At 73.0% G+C, this 16,504-nt stretch carries 13 protein-coding genes; 5 read left to right on the top strand and 8 right to left on the bottom strand.

Annotation, left to right across the window (positions count from 1 at the left end; all coding sequences use genetic code 11):
* Positions 1 to 107: 107 nt before the first annotated feature.
* Complete coding sequence (locus JGR68_RS00605) at positions 108 to 1,658, top strand: Mbeg1-like protein (RefSeq protein WP_199363014.1); 1,551 nt, start codon at positions 108 to 110, stop codon at positions 1,656 to 1,658.
* Positions 1,659 to 1,780: 122 nt separating this feature from the next.
* On the top strand, positions 1,781 to 2,434 hold the full coding sequence (locus JGR68_RS00600) for an ankyrin repeat domain-containing protein (RefSeq protein ID WP_199363015.1): 654 nt from the start codon (positions 1,781 to 1,783) through the stop codon (positions 2,432 to 2,434).
* 70 nt (positions 2,435 to 2,504) lie between these two features.
* On the opposite strand, the gene JGR68_RS00595 is transcribed toward JGR68_RS00600, so the two are convergent.
* Positions 2,505 to 3,140 carry a tetratricopeptide repeat protein gene (locus JGR68_RS00595; RefSeq protein ID WP_199363016.1) on the bottom strand — a complete coding sequence of 212 codons (636 nt, stop codon included), beginning with the start codon at positions 3,138 to 3,140 and terminating at the stop codon, positions 2,505 to 2,507.
* 64 nt (positions 3,141 to 3,204) lie between these two features.
* On the bottom strand, positions 3,205 to 5,037 hold the full coding sequence (locus JGR68_RS00590; RefSeq protein WP_199363017.1) for a sensor domain-containing phosphodiesterase: 1,833 nt from the start codon (positions 5,035 to 5,037) through the stop codon (positions 3,205 to 3,207).
* A 192-nt stretch (positions 5,038 to 5,229) separates the two neighbouring features.
* On the opposite strand from JGR68_RS00590, the gene JGR68_RS00585 reads away from it, so the two are divergent.
* Entirely contained in the window at positions 5,230 to 8,976 is a 3,747-nt protein-coding gene (locus JGR68_RS00585) for an indolepyruvate ferredoxin oxidoreductase family protein (RefSeq protein WP_199363018.1), read from the top strand.
* 138 nt (positions 8,977 to 9,114) lie between these two features.
* Here JGR68_RS00585 and JGR68_RS00580 read toward each other — a convergent pair whose 3' ends face one another.
* The 3 genes from JGR68_RS00580 to JGR68_RS00570 all read right to left on the bottom strand — a co-directional run bounded on the left by JGR68_RS00580 (position 9,115) and on the right by JGR68_RS00570 (position 10,891).
* Positions 9,115 to 9,351 (bottom strand): hypothetical protein, encoded by a 237-nt coding sequence (locus tag JGR68_RS00580; protein ID WP_199363019.1) that lies wholly within the window; start codon positions 9,349 to 9,351, stop codon positions 9,115 to 9,117.
* Positions 9,352 to 9,493: 142 nt separating this feature from the next.
* Positions 9,494 to 10,441: an aldo/keto reductase gene (locus tag JGR68_RS00575; RefSeq protein ID WP_199363020.1), complete on the bottom strand. Its 948-nt coding sequence runs from the start codon at positions 10,439 to 10,441 to the stop codon at positions 9,494 to 9,496.
* 93 nt (positions 10,442 to 10,534) lie between these two features.
* Positions 10,535 to 10,891 carry a hypothetical protein gene (locus JGR68_RS00570; protein ID WP_199363021.1) on the bottom strand — a complete coding sequence of 119 codons (357 nt, stop codon included), beginning with the start codon at positions 10,889 to 10,891 and terminating at the stop codon, positions 10,535 to 10,537.
* A gap of 107 nt (positions 10,892 to 10,998) precedes the next feature.
* On the opposite strand from JGR68_RS00570, the gene JGR68_RS00565 reads away from it, so the two are divergent.
* Both JGR68_RS00565 and JGR68_RS00560 read left to right on the top strand, forming a co-directional pair.
* Positions 10,999 to 11,592, top strand: a complete 594-nt coding sequence (locus JGR68_RS00565; protein ID WP_199363022.1) for a sigma-70 family RNA polymerase sigma factor — start codon at positions 10,999 to 11,001, stop codon at positions 11,590 to 11,592.
* On the top strand, positions 11,589 to 12,062 hold the full coding sequence (locus JGR68_RS00560) for a hypothetical protein (RefSeq protein WP_199363023.1): 474 nt from the start codon (positions 11,589 to 11,591) through the stop codon (positions 12,060 to 12,062). Before JGR68_RS00565 ends, JGR68_RS00560 begins: the two co-directional genes overlap by 4 nt.
* 37 nt (positions 12,063 to 12,099) lie before the next feature.
* On the opposite strand, the gene JGR68_RS00555 is transcribed toward JGR68_RS00560, so the two are convergent.
* The 3 genes from JGR68_RS00555 to JGR68_RS00545 all read right to left on the bottom strand — a co-directional run bounded on the left by JGR68_RS00555 (position 12,100) and on the right by JGR68_RS00545 (position 16,346).
* Positions 12,100 to 12,720 carry a DUF938 domain-containing protein gene (locus JGR68_RS00555; protein WP_199363024.1) on the bottom strand — a complete coding sequence of 207 codons (621 nt, stop codon included), beginning with the start codon at positions 12,718 to 12,720 and terminating at the stop codon, positions 12,100 to 12,102.
* Positions 12,721 to 12,781: 61 nt separating this feature from the next.
* On the bottom strand, positions 12,782 to 14,353 hold the full coding sequence (locus JGR68_RS00550) for a M28 family peptidase (RefSeq protein WP_234446539.1): 1,572 nt from the start codon (positions 14,351 to 14,353) through the stop codon (positions 12,782 to 12,784).
* A 646-nt stretch (positions 14,354 to 14,999) separates the two neighbouring features.
* Positions 15,000 to 16,346, bottom strand: coding sequence for a lytic murein transglycosylase (locus JGR68_RS00545; RefSeq protein WP_234446538.1), 1,347 nt, complete (start codon positions 16,344 to 16,346; stop codon positions 15,000 to 15,002).
* Positions 16,347 to 16,504 lie beyond the last annotated feature (158 nt).

Genomic DNA, 16,504 nt, shown 5'->3' with positions numbered 1-16,504 from the left:
ATCGGAGCGGAAGCGCGACCTTAGCAAGCCGACCTAGGGTCCGCCCCCGATTGAACCCGCCTGCCGGGAGCGGTCCACTGGCTGCAGACCCCCGCTGGACCGCTCCCATGCTGCACGCACGCCTGGACCACGACTCGAGCTCGGCCCTCCACCTGCGTCGCCTGCAGCCGGCGCCCCCGCCGCCGCCCGAGGCGGCCAACGCACCGGCGCTGCAGCCGCTGCAGGGCCGCCACGAGCCCGGCTACCACCCACAGCTCGGCGCGCTGGCCCCCGGAGCGCAGGCCACGCAGCCGCCGTCGCCGCAGTGCGCGCCCGGCGGCGTCGGCGCGGGCGAGCTGTCGGCGCTGGCCGGCGGCCAGCAGGCGCAGGCCTTCGACGTGGTGCTGTCGCAGCTCGCCACCGCCGTCTACGGCACGCGCGGCGCACCGCCGGCCGGCTGGTCCGAAGTGACCGACGCCGACCTGGCCGCGCGCGGCATCAGCGATCCGGCCGCCTGGCGCGCGCAGTACCTCGACGGCGGCGACCAGCTCGCCGCCCAGCATTTCAAGGCCGAGATCTACCAGGACTGCAACGGCAACTTCGTCCTCGCCTACCGCGGCACCGACGGCACCGGTGCCGACTGGATGAACAATTTCCGCCAGGGCGCCGGCTTCACCACCAGCGACCAGATCGACAAGTTCAGTGGCCTGGCCACCCGCACCGCGGTGGAATTCGAGCGCCGCTTCGGCACGCCGGATGCCGACGGCAACGCCACCAACCTCGCCATCACCGGGCATTCCCAGGGCGGTGGGCTGGCTTCGGTGGCCTCGCTCGCCTCGGGCGTGCCGGCGGTCACCTTCGACGCCTCGGGCCTGCATCCGAACACGCTGGACCGCCTGGGCATCGACCCGCAGGCCGCGCGCGACCTGGCCGAAGGCGGCCTGATCCGCCGCTATTCGATGGCCGACGACCTGCTGACCAACTTCCAGGAGAACAGTCCCTTCGCCCTGGCCGCGCCCGACGCGCTGGGCACGAAGATCGTGGTCGACCCCGAAGGCGTGCAGGACCTGACCCTGGTGCCGCGCGGGCTCGACGCCGAAACCGGCCTGCCGACGCCGGTGGCCTGGGGCCTGGGCGCGGGCCTCGAGGTCATGGACCGCCTGGACGTCCCGGTGCTCGGCGACATCGCCGGCCTGGTGCGCGGTGCCGTCAGCCACAGCCCCGAACTCCTGACCGAGGCGATGATCCAGCAGCAGCCCTGGCAGGCGGGCTACCGCAACCCGTCGCAGGGCACCGCGGCGAGCCTCATCGACCGGGTGCCGGACGCACTGCAGGACGACTTCGCGCGCAATACCCATGACCTGGCCAGCGACATCGTCGACGTGGTGCAGACCGACTTCGCCCGCGGCAACGGCATCCAGGGCGGCTTCCGCATCGCCGGCGACGTGGTCGAGGGCGTGGTCAATTCCGCCGCCGACACCCTGCGCCAGGGCACCGATTCGCTGGCCCGGCGCATCGACGACCGCCATGACGGTCCGGTCAGCGACGTCGCCGCCAGGGTGGTGTCGGGCACCGGCAACGTGGTCGAGGGCGTGATGGACTTCGGCGGGAACGTCATCGAATCCGGCGCCGACCTGGTGGGCGGCGGCCTGCAGGCGGTCCGCAACTGGTTCCGCTGAGCCAGGGACCCGCCTCCACCGGCCGGGCTCGCGACGCTGTGGCACCATCGCCGGTGATGCGCACCTGTGCCCTGATCCTCCTCCTGGCGGCAAGCGCGGCCGCATGCAGCGGACCGCCCACCATGGACCATCCCTTTACCGACCCGAAGCTCGCGCCATTGGCCGACGCCGTGGCGCGCGGCGATGCCGACGCGCTGCGTGCCCGCTTGTCGGGCATCCACGCCGATACGCCGGGCAGCGACGGCAGCAGCCTGCTGCAGCTGGCCGTGGCCGCCGGCCGCGCCGACGTCGTGACGGTGCTGCTCGATGCCGGCGCCGATCCCGACCGCCAGGCGCCCGGAGGCGGCAGCGCGGTGCACGTGGCGGCCTTCGGCGACGATCCGGCCCTGCTGCAGCTGCTGCTCGCGCGCGGTGGCGACCCCGACCTGCGCAACAGCGCCACCGGCGAGACGCCGCTGGTGCGCGCCATCCTGGGCGGCGGCCGCGAACAGGTGCGGATCCTGCTGGCGGCAGGCGCGGATCCTGGCGTGCCGGACAGCAACGGGGCCACGCCCCTGCATGCGGCCGGCGCGGTCAATGCGGGCGGGATCGTGCTGGAGCTGCTCGAGGCCGGCGCACCGGCGCATGCGACCAATTCGGCCGGCGAGACCTTCCAGCCCTACTACTTCCAGATGCGCGAGGCCCTGCTCAACGAACGGGCGCGTGGCGAGCGCGAGGCGGTGCGCGCCTGGCTGCGCGCGCACGAGGTGCCGCTCGAGGCCGGCAGCGGCGGCTGAGGCCGGAACACCCCGCCCCGAGGGGCGCCGAGGCGGGTGGCCCAGGCGGCGCGCAGGCGCCGCCGGATGCTCAGGGCCAGGGCGGAGGCGCCACCTTCCACGCGGCGGCGACCTGGGCCAGCACGTCGCGGTCGGCCTGGCTCCAGCCGGGCAGCAGGCGCTGCAGGTCGGGCGTGGTCCACAGGGCCGGCTCGGTGCGCACGGCGGCCGCGTACCAGCGCACCGCTTCGTCGCGGCGGTCCAGCTGCCACAGTCCGAGCGCCAGCGTCGGCGGCAGCCAGGCCGGGCCCTTCAGCCGCTCGGCGCCGGCGATCCGCCACTGTTCGATCGCGCCGGCGACGTCGCCGCTGCGATACAGGTCCCAGCCGTGGTTCCAGTGCAGCGCGTCGCGCTGGCGCGCATTGTCCGGGCGCTGCAGGGCTTCCTGGTAGAGCGCGGCGCCGGTTTCCGCGCGGCCGCCGGCATAGGACAGGTGCGCCAGCTGCGCGGTGGCCAGGTTGGCATCGCGGCGACCGTTGCGGCGCGCCTGCAGCAGGCGCTCCACGGTGGCGTCGTCGGTGCCCGGGTACAGCTCGAGCGGCCGGGCGACGTCGGCGTCGGATTCGAAGTAGAACTCCTTGGGCCAGGGCAGGTTCTGCGCACACAGGCCGAAGGGAAGAAGCGCGAGCACGAGCACGGCGAGCCGGCGTGCGGAAACGTGGTTCATTGCGTCGTACGGGTAGCGGGGCCCCTGTACCCCGGCACCATGGTAGCGGCAACCGCCGGTGGAATCAGCCCGCGCGCGTGAAGATGGAACGCAGGTCCGCCTCCGGCATCGGGCGTGCGTAGTGGAAGCCCTGTCCGTAGGCGATCCCGCAGTCCATCACCGCGCGCGCCTGGGCGGCGGTCTCCACGCCCTCGGCCACCACCTGCAGCCGCGCCCTTGCGCCCACGGTCGCGATCGCGGCGAGGATCGCCATGTCCAGCGGATCCCCGGGCAGGTCGGCCACGAAGCCCCGGTCCACCTTGAGCCCGTCGATCGGCAGCTGCTTGAGCCGGGCCAGCGATGACTGGCCGGTGCCGAAGTCGTCCAGGGCCACGCGCACCCCAAGCTCGCGCAGGCGCTGCAGGGTCGCGATCGCGAACGGGGCATCGGCGAGGAGCGCGGTCTCGGTGAGCTCCAGCCACAGCCGCGCCGGCGCCAGGCCGCTGGCGTCGAGCGCGGCCGCGACGTCGCCGACCAGGCCCGGCTGTTCGAGCTGGCGCGCCGAGACGTTGACCGCCAGGGTCAGCGGGCCGGCCTCGGCCGGCCAGGCCGCGGCGGTGGCGCAGGCGGTGCCGAGCAGCCAGCGGCCCAGCGGCACGATCAGGCCCGAAGTCTCGGCCACGTCGATGAACTCGGCGGTCGGCCGCCAGCGGCCGCCGTCGTCGCGCCAGCGCAGCAGCGCCTCGGCGCCGATCGCCCGGCCGTCGGCCAGCCGGACCACGGGCTGGTAGTGCACGTGCAGGCGTCCCTTCTCGTGCGCCTCGCGCAGCTCGCGCTCCAGGCGCATGCGCTCCATCAGCTCGCGGTGGCGGCCGGCGTCGAAGACCTCGCAGCGGTCCAGCCGGCCGAGGCTGCGCGCGCGATGGCTGGCCAGCTCGGCGTTGCGCAGCAGCATGTCGGCCGAGGGGGCGGCGAGGTCGTGCGAGAACGCGATCCCGGCCACCACCCGCGACCGCTCGCCACCGCGACCGGCGCGCTCGGCCAGTTCGACGCAGCGGCCGGCGAGCTCGAGCGCTTCCGCCCCCCGCAGGCTGCGGTGCGGCACGAGGGCGAAGGCGTCGTCGCGCACGCGGGCCAGGGTCGCGTCCTCGCCGAACCCTGCGCGCAGGGCCGCCGCCACGGCCACCAGGTTGGCCACGCGGTCGCCCTCGCCGGGCTCCACCTGGAGGTGGATGGCGGTGATCGCGGGTTCGCCGCTGCCCGCCGGGCACAGGGCGCTGTGCGCCACCTCGAGCAGGTGGTCGCGGTTGGGCAGGTTGGTCTGCGGGTCGTGCAGCTCCAGGTAGCGCAGGCGGCGCTCGGCGTCGTGGCGGCGGTGGATCTCGATGACCATGGCCACGCAGTCGCCGATGCTGGCGGCGAACGCCTGGTCGGCCTCGCTCCATGCCCGCGCGCGCCCAACCTGCTCGTGGCAGACCACGCCCAGCAGCGCGCCCTCGCCGCGGACCGGGGCGTCGAGCAGGGACGCCACCCGGTAGCGCTCGAAATACGACTGCAGCGTCGCCAGGCCGGGGTCGCGGTGCACGTCGATGGCGTCGATCACCCGCACCTCGTCCAGCCGCCGGCCGTACTCGCAGTCGGCGTCCAGCGCCTCGCCGTAGCCGCCCGCATCGTGCGCGCCGCCATGGCGGTCGTAGGCGTGGATGCAGCGCAGCACGCCGTGGGCGGGGTGCAGCCGCCAGACGTTCACCCGGTCCACCTCGAGGACTTCGGCCGCGGTCTCGCAGATCCGGGCGAGCGCCCATTCCAGGCTCTGGAGCCCGGTCCAGCACTGCCGCGCCAGCGCCACCAGCGCCTGGTTGTGGCGGCGTGCGCTGTTGCCGACGTCCGGCGGCACGGCCGCGCAGCGCTCCTGCATGGCGGACACCTCCTTTTCCCCAACGGGCCAGGCCCGCGGCCCATGTAGCGCCGGCAACTGTTAAGGAAAAGTCACGAAAACCGCCCCGCTGATAGAATCCGCGCCGCTTCCGCGTCCCCACCCGCCCGTGCGCCCCGCGCCCGGCCGCCGGGCCGCGCCCTCAGCCAGCGCCTTGCCCGCACGGGGTCCCGCATGACCAGCACCGCCGAACTCTCCTCGCCCGCCTCCGCCCATGGCGGCCTCACCCGCGGCGTGACCGATCCCGACTACACGCTCGAGGACAAGTACGCGCGCACCCGGGGCCGGATCTACCTCTCGGGCGTGCAGGCGCTGGTGCGGCTGCCGCTGATGCAGCGCCTGCGCGACCAGGCGGCGGGGCTGGAGACGGGCGGCTTCATCTCCGGCTACCGCGGCTCGCCGCTGGGCGGCTTCGACCTCGAGCTGTGGCGCGCGCGCCGGCACCTGGAAGGCGCCAACGTGCGCTTCCAGCCGGGTCTCAACGAGGACCTTGGCGCGACCATGGTCTGGGGCAGCCAGCAGACCAACTTGTTCCCGGGCGCGACCGTCGATGGCGTGTTCGGCATGTGGTACGGCAAGGGACCGGGCCTGGACCGCTCCGGCGACGTGTTCAAGCACGCCAATGCCGCCGGCACCTCGCCGCACGGCGGCGTGCTGGCGCTGGCCGCGGACGACCATGCCTGCCGCTCGTCCACCCTGCCCCACGGCTCGGAAGGCGAGTTCACCAGCGCGCTGATGCCGATCCTCAACCCGGCCGGCGTGCAGGACATCCTCGACATGGGCCTGGTCGGCTGGGCGATGAGCCGCTACACCGGCCGCTGGATCGGTTTCAAGACCATCGCCGAGACGGTGGAGTCCTCGGCCTCGGTCGACGTCGATCCGTTCGCGGTCCGGATCGTGACCCCGGACGACTTCGAACTGCCGCCCGGCGGCCTCGGCATCCGCTGGCCGGATCCGCCGATGGACCAGGAGATGCGCCTGCACCGCTATGCGGTGAAGGCGGCGCAGGCCTTTGCCCGCGCCAACCGCATCGACCGCGTGGTGATCGACTCGCCGAACGCGCGCCTGGGCATCGCCACCACCGGCAAGAGCTACCTCGACGTGCTGCAGGCGCTGGAGTACCTCGGCCTCGACGCGCGCGCATGCGCCGAGCTGGGCATCCGCGTCTACAAGATCGGCATGACCTGGCCGCTGGAGCCGGTCGGCATCCGCGCCTTCGCGCGCGGGCTGGAAGACATCCTGGTGGTGGAGGAGAAGCTGTCCTTCATCGAGAGCCAGATGAAGGAGCTGTTCTACAACTTCGACTTCGGCCTCGACGGCGGGCGCCGGCCGTCGATCGTCGGCAAGCATGACGAGGCCGGCGAGTGGATCCTGCCGTCGACCGGCGAGCTGACGCCCGCGACCATCGCCGGCGTGATCGCGCGGCGCATCCTGCGTTTCATGCCCGAGGGCAGCGATGGCGCGGCGCGTATCCACACGGTGCTGCGCTGGATGGACGACAAGGAAGGCGCGCTGGCGCTGCCGCGCGCGCAGTTCCCGCGCGTGCCGCACTACTGCGCGGGCTGCCCGCACAACACCTCCACCCAGGTGCCCGAAGGTTCGCGCGCCATGGCCGGCATCGGCTGCCACTACATGGTCACGTGGATGGACCGCAGCACCGAGACCTTCACCCACATGGGTGGCGAAGGCGTGACCTGGTCGGGGCAGGCGCCGTTCACCGAAACGCCGCACGTGTTCCAGAACCTCGGCGACGGCACCTACTTCCACTCCGGCACGCTGGCGATCCGCCAGTCGGTCGCGACCGGCGTCAACATCACCTACAAGATCCTCTACAACGACGCGGTGGCGATGACCGGCGGCCAGCCGGTGGACGGCACGCTGTCGGTGCCGCAGATCGCGCACCAGGTGCGGAGCGAAGGCGTGGAGGTGATCGCGCTGCTGTCCGACGAGATCGAGAAGTGGAGCGACCACTCCATCTTCCCGGCGGGCGTGACCTTCCACGACCGCCGCGAGCTGGATGCCGTGCAGAAGCGCCTGCGCGAGGTGAAGGGCACCAGCGTGCTTATCTACGACCAGACCTGCGCCACCGAGAAGCGCCGCCGCCGCAAGCGCGGCAAGCTGCCGGATCCGGCCAAGCGCGTGGCCATCAACTCGCTGGTCTGCGAAGGCTGCGGCGACTGCGGCGTGAAGTCGTTCTGCGTGTCCGTGCTGCCCAAGGAGACCGAGTTCGGGCGCAAGCGCGAGATCGACCAGTCGGCCTGCAACAAGGACTTCAGCTGCGTGGAAGGCTTCTGCCCCAGCTTCGTCACCGTGCTCGGCGGCAAGCCGCGCAAGGGCAAGCCGGCAACGGGACTGTCGAAGCTCGCCAACCTGCCCGACCCGGTGTTCGCCAGCGACGACTCGCGGCCCTGGAACATCCTGGTCACCGGCGTCGGCGGCACCGGCGTGGTCACCATCGGCGCGCTGATGGGCATGGCCGGGCACCTGGAAGGCCGCGGGGCGAGCGTGCTCGACCAGACCGGCCTGGCGCAGAAGGGCGGCGCGGTCACCACCCACATCCGCATTGCGCCGAAACCTTCCGACATCCACGCCGTGCGCATCGCCGCCGGCGAAGCCGACCTGGTGCTGGGCTGCGACATGGTCGTGGTCAACGACTACTGGACGCTGTCGAAGCTGCGCGCGGGCCGCTCGCAGGTGGTAGTCAACAGCTACGAGGCGATGCCGGGCACCTTCACCACCCGGCCGGACATGCAGTTCCCGGCCACCGACATCATCAGCGCGGTGCGCACGGCGCTTGGACTGGACGCCGCCACGGTGGACGCCGCCGGCACGCAAGCACTTGCCGTCGTCGACGCCACCCAGCTCGCCACCGCCCTGATCGGCGACGCCATCGCCGCGAACCTGTTCATGCTCGGCTACGCCTGGCAGCGCGGCCTGGTGCCGCTGTCGCTGGACGCGCTGATGCGCGCGGTCGAGCTCAACGGCGCCGCGATCGAAATGAACAAGACCGCCTTCGCCTGGGGCCGCCTGGCCGCCGTCGACATCGAGGCGGTGTACGAGGCTGCCGGCATCGTGCGCAATCCGCGCACGCTGGCCGAGGCGACGCCGTCGCTGCTGGATGCGCTGCCGCCGGGCGACTGGGAGGGCAACGAATGGGGTGCCACCAGCGCGCCCAAGCCGCAGCGGCGCGAGGACGAGCTGCGCCACCTGCCCTCCGGCGCCGACAACCTGGCCTTCCTGCCGCTGGACGACGCGCGCCTGTCGCGCAGCCTGGACGAGCTGGTCGCGCGCCGCACCGCCTTCCTCACCGACTACCAGGATGCGAAGTACGCGAAGCGCTACGCCGACTTCGTGGCCCGCGTGCGCAGCGCCGAGGCCACCCGCGCGCCCGGCAGCACCGACCTCGCCGAGGCGGTGTCGCGCTATTTCTTCAAGCTCATGGCCTACAAGGACGAGTACGAAGTGGCCCGGCTCTACACCAGCGGCGAGTTTGAGCGCCGGCTGGAGCAGCAGTTCGAAGGCGATTTCCGCCTGGAGTTCCACCTCGCGCCGCCGCTGCTGGCCAGGCGCGACGCCGAGGGCCGGCTGCGCAAGCAGGCCTTCGGTCCATGGGTGTTCAGCGCCTTCAGGGTGCTGGCGAAGCTGAGGGGACTGCGCGGCACGCCGCTGGACGTCTTCGGCTACACCGCGGAGCGGCGCGTGGAGCGCCAGCTGATCACCGAGTACGAGCGCACGGTGGGCGGCCTGCTGGACACCCTCGATGCCGGCAACGTGGCGCTGGCGGCGGACATCGCCTCGGTGCCCGAGCACATCCGCGGCTACGGCCACGTCAAGCACGCGCACCTGGAGAAGGCGCAGGCGCGCGAGGCGGACCTGCTGCGCGTGTGGAACAACCCGCTGCGGATCGTGCAGGCCGCCTGAGGTCGGCAGCAACGGATCGCGGCTGTAGCCGCTCCCACAGGATCGGGGGGGATCGCGGCTGTAGCCGCTCCTACAGGAAAGAAGGAACCCTGTAGGAGCAGCTACAGCTGCGATCGCTCCCTCGGGTCCGCTTCCACCTCACCCGCTGCACCCGCCGCAGCAGACCGAGGGTTGCTGTTCGACCTCGGCTGGCAGCACGGCGCCACCGACGCCGTTGAGCAGGTCCACCAGCTGCGCGGCGTCGATGGCCGCGCTCACGCGCAGGCCCTGCGCCGGGTCGAGATCGACCACCGCCGCCGGGTCGAACGCAAGCAGCGCGTCCTCGATCACCGCGAGCGGCGGCAGCGGCCGCGACGCGCGGACATGGAATTCCATCGTCGTCTCCTGCCAGCGGCGCGCATGGCGCCGATGGCCCATGCTCGCGCCGCTCGCGCCGTCGCGCGCTGACCCAGGTCAAGCGGCGGGCGGCGCGGCTCAGCCCAGCGCTTCAAGCGGCGCGATCATGCGGCAGCGCCGCTCAGCCCAGGGCTTCGACGTGCGCGACCATGCGCCTGCGGCCGGCCTCGTCCGGCAGGCGGCCACGGGCCGCGCCCATGTTGTCGATCATGTTGCGGGCCTGGCTGGTCGACGGCGTCGCCGCGGTGACCGCCGGATGCGAGACAGCGAACTTCAGGAAGAACTGGCCCCAGGTGGCGATGTCGTAGTCGGCCGCCCAGTCGGGCAGCGCGTGGCCTTCGACCTTCTGCCAGAGCCGCGTGCGCCCGAACGGCTGGTAGACCAGCACGCCGATGCCGCGCTCGCGGGCCAGCGGGAAGATCCGCTCCTCCATCGTGCGGTTGTCGACGGCGTAGTCGACGCCGATGAAGTCCAGGCGCCCGGTCTTCATCAGCGCTTCCAGCGCGTCGTACTGCGACTCCGACGTGGTGGTCGCGCCCAGGTAGCGGATGCGCCCGGCGTCGCGCTGCTCCTCGAGGATGCCGAGCTGGGTCGGCACGTCGCCCATGTTGTGCACCTGCACCAGGTCGATCGGTGACTTGCCGATGCGCGCGAACGACTGCTCGAGCTGCGCGCGCGCCGCAGCGGGGTCGGCCGCGTCGCCACCGCGCCCGGCGACGTTGAGCTTGGTCGCCCAGAACAGGCGTTCGCCCAGGCCGGCTTCGCGCACCACGCCGCCGGCCACCTCTTCCGCCACGCCATAGCCGGGGGCGGTGTCGAAAACGCGACCGCCGTGCTGCAGCAGCGCTTCGAGCACCGCGCGCACCCGGTCCAGCTCGCCCTCGCCGGCGATGCGCGCGAACGAGGCCGAACTGCCCAGGCCGACCACCGGCAGCTGCTCGCTGGTGCCGGGGATGGTGCGGGTGATCAGCGCCTGCGGTGCATCCTGCGCGAGCAGCAGGCGGGGGTTGATCGCCAGCGCCACGCCCGCCGCAGCGGACAGCTTCAGGTATTCGCGACGGGTGAGCATGGTGGTGCCTCGCTGCCGTGGACAGGCCGACGTTCTACCACAGCGGCCAGGCGCGGCTGCCCGTCCGTGGGCGGCCCGCGCGCCGTGCGGCGGCTACTTCGCCGGGCCTTCGAGCCGACGGCCCTCCGGCAGCCGGCCTTCGAGCAGGAAGTAGGCCAGGTGGCCAAAGCCGGTCGCACCGAGCAGGAGGGCCACCACGCCCGGGGTCACGTCGCGCACCCCGGCCAGCTCCACCAGGCCGAAGCCGATGGCCAGCGCCACCATCACCGCGCCCCACTGCAGGGACGACTGGCGGCGCCGGCGCGTCTCGCCCTCGAGCAGCGCGCGCACCAGCTCCTCGGAGCCGCGGGTCTCGATGATGCGCCGCCGGGTATAGGCCTCCACCGTCACCTTGATGGCATAGGCGACGGCGATGAAGAGGGTGATCGGGATCAGGATGTCGACGTTCATGGCGGTGTCCGCAGTGGAGGGTCGGCACAGGAGATACTCGCCGCGCCGCGCCGGTTGCACTGCATCCCGCTGCAACCGCGGCGCAGCCGACCGTATCCCTGTCCGTCATGCCCGACGCCTGCCCGCCGCCCGCCGATGCCCACGATGCCGACCGCGCATTGGCCGCGGCCGTGCTCGCTGGCGCGCCCGGCGCCTTCGAACGCCTGGTGCGCGACTACCAGGGCCTGTGCTGGCACATCGTCGACCGGATGCTGCGCCACCCGGAGGACACCCGCGAGCTCTGCCAGGAGGTCTTCCTGCGCATCCACCGCACGCTGCACCAGTACCGCGGCGACAGCGCGCTGAAGTCGTGGATCGCGCAGGTGGCGTGGTCGATGGCGGTGCGCCACCTCGAGCGCCGGCGCATCCCGGTCGTCGACCTGGACGGCGATGGCCCTCCGCTGGAGGAGCTGGCGGGCGACGGCTTCGACCTCGAGGCCGCCGCGTCCGACGACGAGCGCGTGCGCCACCTGCACGTCGCGATCGAGTCGCTGCCACCGCTGCAGCGCAGCCTGCTCGCGCTCTACCATCTCGAGGAACTGCCGATCGCCGCCATCGCCGGCATCACCGGGCTGGCCGAGGGCACGATCAAGAGCCACCTGTTCCGCGCGCGCAGGCGCCTGCGCGACCTGCTCGAAGCCCGCATCGGAGTCCCGGCATGAACACCACACGCACGCCTTCCGCCATCGATGGCGACGAATGGGCCCGGCAGGAACAGGGCCTGCGCGCCGCACGGCTGGACGCGGCCGGATCCTTCCAGGGCGGACATGGCCACGGCACGGATGCGCGGCGGATCGACGACTACCGGCTCGTCGCGACCGCCATCGCCACCGCGCCGCGCAGCCGGCCGCCGCTCGACTTCGCCGCCGCGGTCGCGGCGAAGGCGGGATCCGCGGCACCCGATCCGGGCTTCGAACCGACGCTGGCCGGAGGCCTGCTCCTGCTGCTGGGGGGCGCGGCGCTGGTGGCCGCCGTATCCGCCGTCGGCCCGGCCTGGGACGCCCTGCGGCAGAGCGTTGGCGCGGGCAGCGTGGGGTGGATGGCGGTACCGGGTGCCTGCATCGCCCTCGGCTGGGCGCTGGGCCAGGTGCGCCAACTGCGCGAACACGCGCCGCGCGCCGTAGCGCCCTGAGGCGCACTGGGGCACTCGGGCGCCGCGGCCGATGCCGTCAGGCGGCCGCTACGCGCCTCCACACCAGGCAGCGGTTGTTGGCCGGCATGGCCACGTCGTCGACGGGCACCAGCCCCGCCGCCCGCGCCAGCGCGTCGACGGCTTCGATGTCGCGGATGCCCGAACGCGGATCACGCGCCTTCAGCCAGCCGTCGAAGTCGCGATTGCTCTCGCTGGTGTAGGCGCCGCCGCGGTTGAACGGCCCGTACGCGACGAGCGGCGCGTCCGGCGTCCCGGCCAGCACCTGGCCCACGCCGCGGAAGAAGGCCTCGACCGCGTCCCAGCCCATGATGTGCAGCGTGTTGGCGGTGAACACCGCGTCGGCGCCGACGTCGGGCCAGGGCGCCTGCAGCACGTCCAGCGCCAGCGGCGGCGGCGTATTCGCAAGCCGCGCCTCGGCCAGCCACGCGCGGATGCCGGGCAGGTTCTCCGGGACGTCGGAGGCCTGCCAAGCCAGCCACGGCATCGCCTGCGCGAAATGCACGGCGTGCTGCCCGGTGCCACTGCCGATCTCGAGGACCCGGCGACAGCCGGCGAAGTGCCGCTGCAGCACGGCGAGGATCGGCTCGCGGTTGCGTTCGCAGGACGGCGCGTGGGGTCTGGTGGCTTCGGATTCCATGCCGCCACCGTGCCGCAAGGTGCACGCAGGCGCCAGATCCGGGATCGGTGCGCCGCGTCGGTCAGCGCCTGCGCGACGCGGCGCTGGCCTCGCGCGCCGCACGGAACTCGCTGCCGGCGTCCCACTCCGGCCAGGCCTCCGAGTCCGCGACGCCGCGCACCAGCCGCAGCACCACGGCCGTATCGGCCGTCGGACCCCGCATGTCCCAGCTACCGTCAAAGGCGTCGCCGGGCTGGTGGTAGCGCCTGGCGAAGTAGTCGGCGCGCGCGGCCCGGCCACCCTCGACGCCGCCCTTGAGCTGGTCCATGCCGGGGCCCACGGTGATCGCCGGCACCCCGGCCTGCGCGAACGCGAAATGGTCGGCGCGGTAGAAGAAGCCGGCCTCCAGCTCCGGATCGGGCGAATAGGTCCGGCCCTCCGCCCGCGCCGCCGCCTCCAGCGCGCGCTCCAGCGAGACCTTGCCCTGGCCCCAGCTCGAGATGTCGCGCGTCGGCCCGTCCGGACTCCACATCTCCATGTTGATCGCCGCCGCGGTCGTGGCCAGCGGACGCAGCGGATGCGCCGCGTAGTGGGTCGCCCCGAGCAGCCCGCTCTCCTCCGCCGTCAGCGCGATGAACAGCACGCTGCGCGCCGGCCGCGCCCCCGCGGCCATGACCCGCGCGATCTCGAGCATCGACGCGATCGCGGTCGCGTTGTCGACCGCGCCGTTGATGATGGCGTCGCCGCCCGCGTCCGGCGTGCCGATCCCGAAGCTGTCCCAGTGTCCCGACACGATCACCGTCTCGTCCGCACGCGCCGCGCCGGGAAGGAGCCCGAGCACGTTGTGGCTGGTGATCCGGCTGCGCGCCACCGCGAACGCCGCCGAGAACGCCACGCCCTCCAGCGCGCGCGCCCGGAAGCCCGGCTGCTGCGCCTCGCGCTTCGCGGCGTCGAACGACAGCCCGGCGTCCGCGAACAGCCGCTCGGCCGTCGCCCGCTGGATCCAGCCGCGCACCGGCAGGTGCCAGTCCGCCGCGTCGGCACGCACGATGTCGAACTGCGGCGCCGCCCGTCCGTTGCGCACCGTCGCCCACGGATACGCCGCCGGCGCCGTCTCGTGCACGATCAGCACCCCCGCCGCCCCGCGCTTCGCGGCCTCGATGTACTTGTAGGCCCAGCGCCCGTACCAGGTCATCGCCCGCCCGCCGAAGCGCTCCGGTGCCGTCTCGAAATCCGGATCGTTGACCAGCACGACCACCACCTTGCCGCGCACGTCCAGGCCCGCGTAATCGTCCCAGTCCAGTTCCGGCGCCGTGATCCCGTAGCCCGCGAACACCACCGGCACCCCGCGCAAGGCCACGTCGCCCTGCGGATGCAGCGTCTCCAGCGCGATGTCGTCCCCATTCGCCAGCGTCCACTCGCGCCCGCCGACCGAGAACGACGCCGCCACCGGCCCCGCGATCTCCGTCCGCTCCAGCGTTACCGCCTGCGTCCAGCCCCCGTTCTCGCCACCCGGCTGCAGGCCCGCCGCCGCGAACTGCTCCCGCAGGTACGCAACCGTCTTCTCTTCCCCCGCGGTCGCCGGTGCCCGCCCCTCGAACGCGTCCGACGCGAGCACCCGGATGTGTTCCGCAAGCCTCGAACTGTCGACCACCGCCGGAGCCGCTCCCGCCGAAGCAAAGGCATCGCTGCCCACAGGCGCCCGCGTGGCCACGGGCCCACCGCTGCACCCCGCCAACGCCAGGACCAGCACCCATCCCATCACTCTCCAACCCGCCGCGCGCGCCATGGCTGCCATCCCATCCGAAGAACCCCGATTCTGCCCCCTTCGGCACAGCTGACACAGCCGCCCCCGTAGCACCGAGGCGCCAAGCCAGCCTGCGCGTGGCACAGCCGTCGCAAGGCGTCCCAGCGTGCGAACCCGCACACCCCCGCACACCCCGCGCAGACCCCCGCAGGCACGCCGGGCGCGACGTGCCCACCGAGCACAGGCTGCGAATGGGTGCGGCGCGCCCGGCGTGCCCTGCCCCGGCTCCCGCACCGCGAGTCCTTGACCTGCCAACCAGCGAACCGAGGTGATCCGCAGCGGCGCGTGGCCTGCGCGACAACCAAGCGAATCACGTGGAGCGACTTGTCGCGTAGGCCACGCGCCGCCGCTGCGAGCCAGCTGTCCGTGGCGGGGAGGGGAAGTCGCGGCTGCGATCCAACTGTCCTTGACCGGGAAGGGGATCGCGGCTGTAGCCGCTCCTACAGATGGGTTGGCGCAGATGGGTTGGTGTCAGCGCGGCGTCGGCGAGGCGTCAGCGCGGCGGAGGAGTGCCGGCCGCGGCGTCGGCGCGCAGGGCCTCCAGGACCCGCAGGCCCGCGCGCCCATCCACCGGCAGCAGGCCCAGGCGGCGCTGCTCCTCCGCGATCGCCCGCCGCGTCAGCGTCCCGACCATGCCGTCCGCCTCGCCGATCGCGTGCCCCCGCCCCAGCAGCAGCGTCTGCAGCTCCCGGCGTTCGGCGCGCCCGATGCCCGGATCATCCGTCGGCCATCGCGTCGCGAACGCCCCGCCGCCGCGCAGCCGGTCGGCCAGGTGCGCGATCGCCAGCGCATAGCTTTCCGCCGCGTTGTACGAATAGATCGCATCGAAATTCCTGAACACCACGAACGCCGGCCCCGCGCCCCCGGCTGGCAGGATCACCGCCGCGCGTGCATCGGCCGCGACGCCGTCGAACGCCTTGCCGTCGACACGCCGCACGCCCTGCGCCACCCAGTCGGACAGGGGCCTGCGGTTCGTGCGCCCCGCCTGGCCCGCGTTGAACCCCGGTGGCAGGGTCACTTCGTGGCCCCAGGGCTCGCCCGTCCGCCAGCCCGACCGCTTCAGGTAGTTCGCCGTCGAACCCAGCGCATCCGGGATGCTGCCGACCAGGTCGCGCCGCCCGTCGCCATCGAAATCCACCGCGATCCGCTGGTACGTCGTCGGCATGAACTGGGTATGGCCGAAGGCGCCCGCCCAGGACCCCGTGATGCCCGGATCGCGCAGGTCGCCGCGCGCCAGGAGCTGCAGCGTGGCGATGAACTCGCCCTGGAAGAACGGCTGCCTGCGGCCAAAGCACGACAGCGTCGACAGCGAGACCAGCAGCGGGCGCTTGCCGAAGCTGCGGCCGTAGTCGCTTTCCACGCCCCACACCGCCACCACCGTCGCCGGGTCGACCCCGTACGCGGCCTGCGCGCGCTGCAGGGTGGCCTCGTGCGTGCGCAGCATGGCCAGGCCGTCATCGACGCGCTGCTGGTCGACCAGGGCCGCCAGGTAGTCCCAGATCGGCGTGGTGAACTCGGGCTGCTGGTCGAGCAGCGGCAGCACGGTCATGTCGGGCGCCAGCCCCTCGGCCAGGCGATCGAAGGTGGCGGAATCGACGCCCTTGCCGGCGGCCGCGGTGCGCAGCCGGCCCATGCATGCGCGGAAGGTGGCGGACTCGGCGTCGGTGGGCGCGGGAGGCGGCGCCGGCGCTGCAGGCGCAGGGCTCGCAACCTCCGGGACGGCAGGCTCGGGCGCCGGGCTGGGCGTGGAGGTCGGCGTCGTGGCCGTCGGCAGCGGCGGCTGCGCGCAGGCCACACCCAGTGGCAGGACCAGCAGCAGGGACTTGGCAAACAGGCGCATTGCGGGCTCCGGGTCGAATCGCCCGGATTGTAGGCATGCCCCCGCATGCGCCGGCGTCACGGCGCGCAGGCATGGCGGCTTCATGGCTTCATGGCTTCGGCTTCGGCTTCACGGCCACGAGACTGTCACTGCGTTGTCATCGCCGTCCCCCACAGGAA

Origin of the sequence: Luteimonas sp. MC1750 (assembly GCF_016615955.1) — a bacterium.
Taxonomy (GTDB): Bacteria; Pseudomonadota; Gammaproteobacteria; order Xanthomonadales; family Xanthomonadaceae; genus Luteimonas.
This window is presented reverse-complemented; position numbering and strand designations above follow the sequence as displayed.

Bases quoted from the DNA above. Each gene is read 5' to 3' on its own strand.
- JGR68_RS00595 (WP_199363016.1), bottom strand. From the start codon at position 3,140: ATGAACCACGTTTCCGCACGCCGGCTCGCCGTGCTCGTGCTCGCGCTT.
- JGR68_RS00560 (WP_199363023.1), top strand. From the start codon at position 11,589: ATGAACACCACACGCACGCCTTCCGCCATCGATGGCGACGAATGGGCC.
- JGR68_RS00575 (WP_199363020.1), bottom strand. From the start codon at position 10,441: ATGCTCACCCGTCGCGAATACCTGAAGCTGTCCGCTGCGGCGGGCGTG.
- JGR68_RS00545 (WP_234446538.1), bottom strand. From the start codon at position 16,346: ATGCGCCTGTTTGCCAAGTCCCTGCTGCTGGTCCTGCCACTGGGTGTG.
- JGR68_RS00570 (WP_199363021.1), bottom strand. From the start codon at position 10,891: ATGAACGTCGACATCCTGATCCCGATCACCCTCTTCATCGCCGTCGCC.
- JGR68_RS00580 (WP_199363019.1), bottom strand. From the start codon at position 9,351: ATGGAATTCCATGTCCGCGCGTCGCGGCCGCTGCCGCCGCTCGCGGTG.
- JGR68_RS00605 (WP_199363014.1), top strand. From the start codon at position 108: ATGCTGCACGCACGCCTGGACCACGACTCGAGCTCGGCCCTCCACCTG.
- JGR68_RS00555 (WP_199363024.1), bottom strand. From the start codon at position 12,720: ATGGAATCCGAAGCCACCAGACCCCACGCGCCGTCCTGCGAACGCAAC.
- JGR68_RS00585 (WP_199363018.1), top strand. From the start codon at position 5,230: ATGACCAGCACCGCCGAACTCTCCTCGCCCGCCTCCGCCCATGGCGGC.
- JGR68_RS00590 (WP_199363017.1), bottom strand. From the start codon at position 5,037: ATGCAGGAGCGCTGCGCGGCCGTGCCGCCGGACGTCGGCAACAGCGCA.
- JGR68_RS00565 (WP_199363022.1), top strand. From the start codon at position 10,999: ATGCCCGACGCCTGCCCGCCGCCCGCCGATGCCCACGATGCCGACCGC.
- JGR68_RS00600 (WP_199363015.1), top strand. From the start codon at position 1,781: ATGGACCATCCCTTTACCGACCCGAAGCTCGCGCCATTGGCCGACGCC.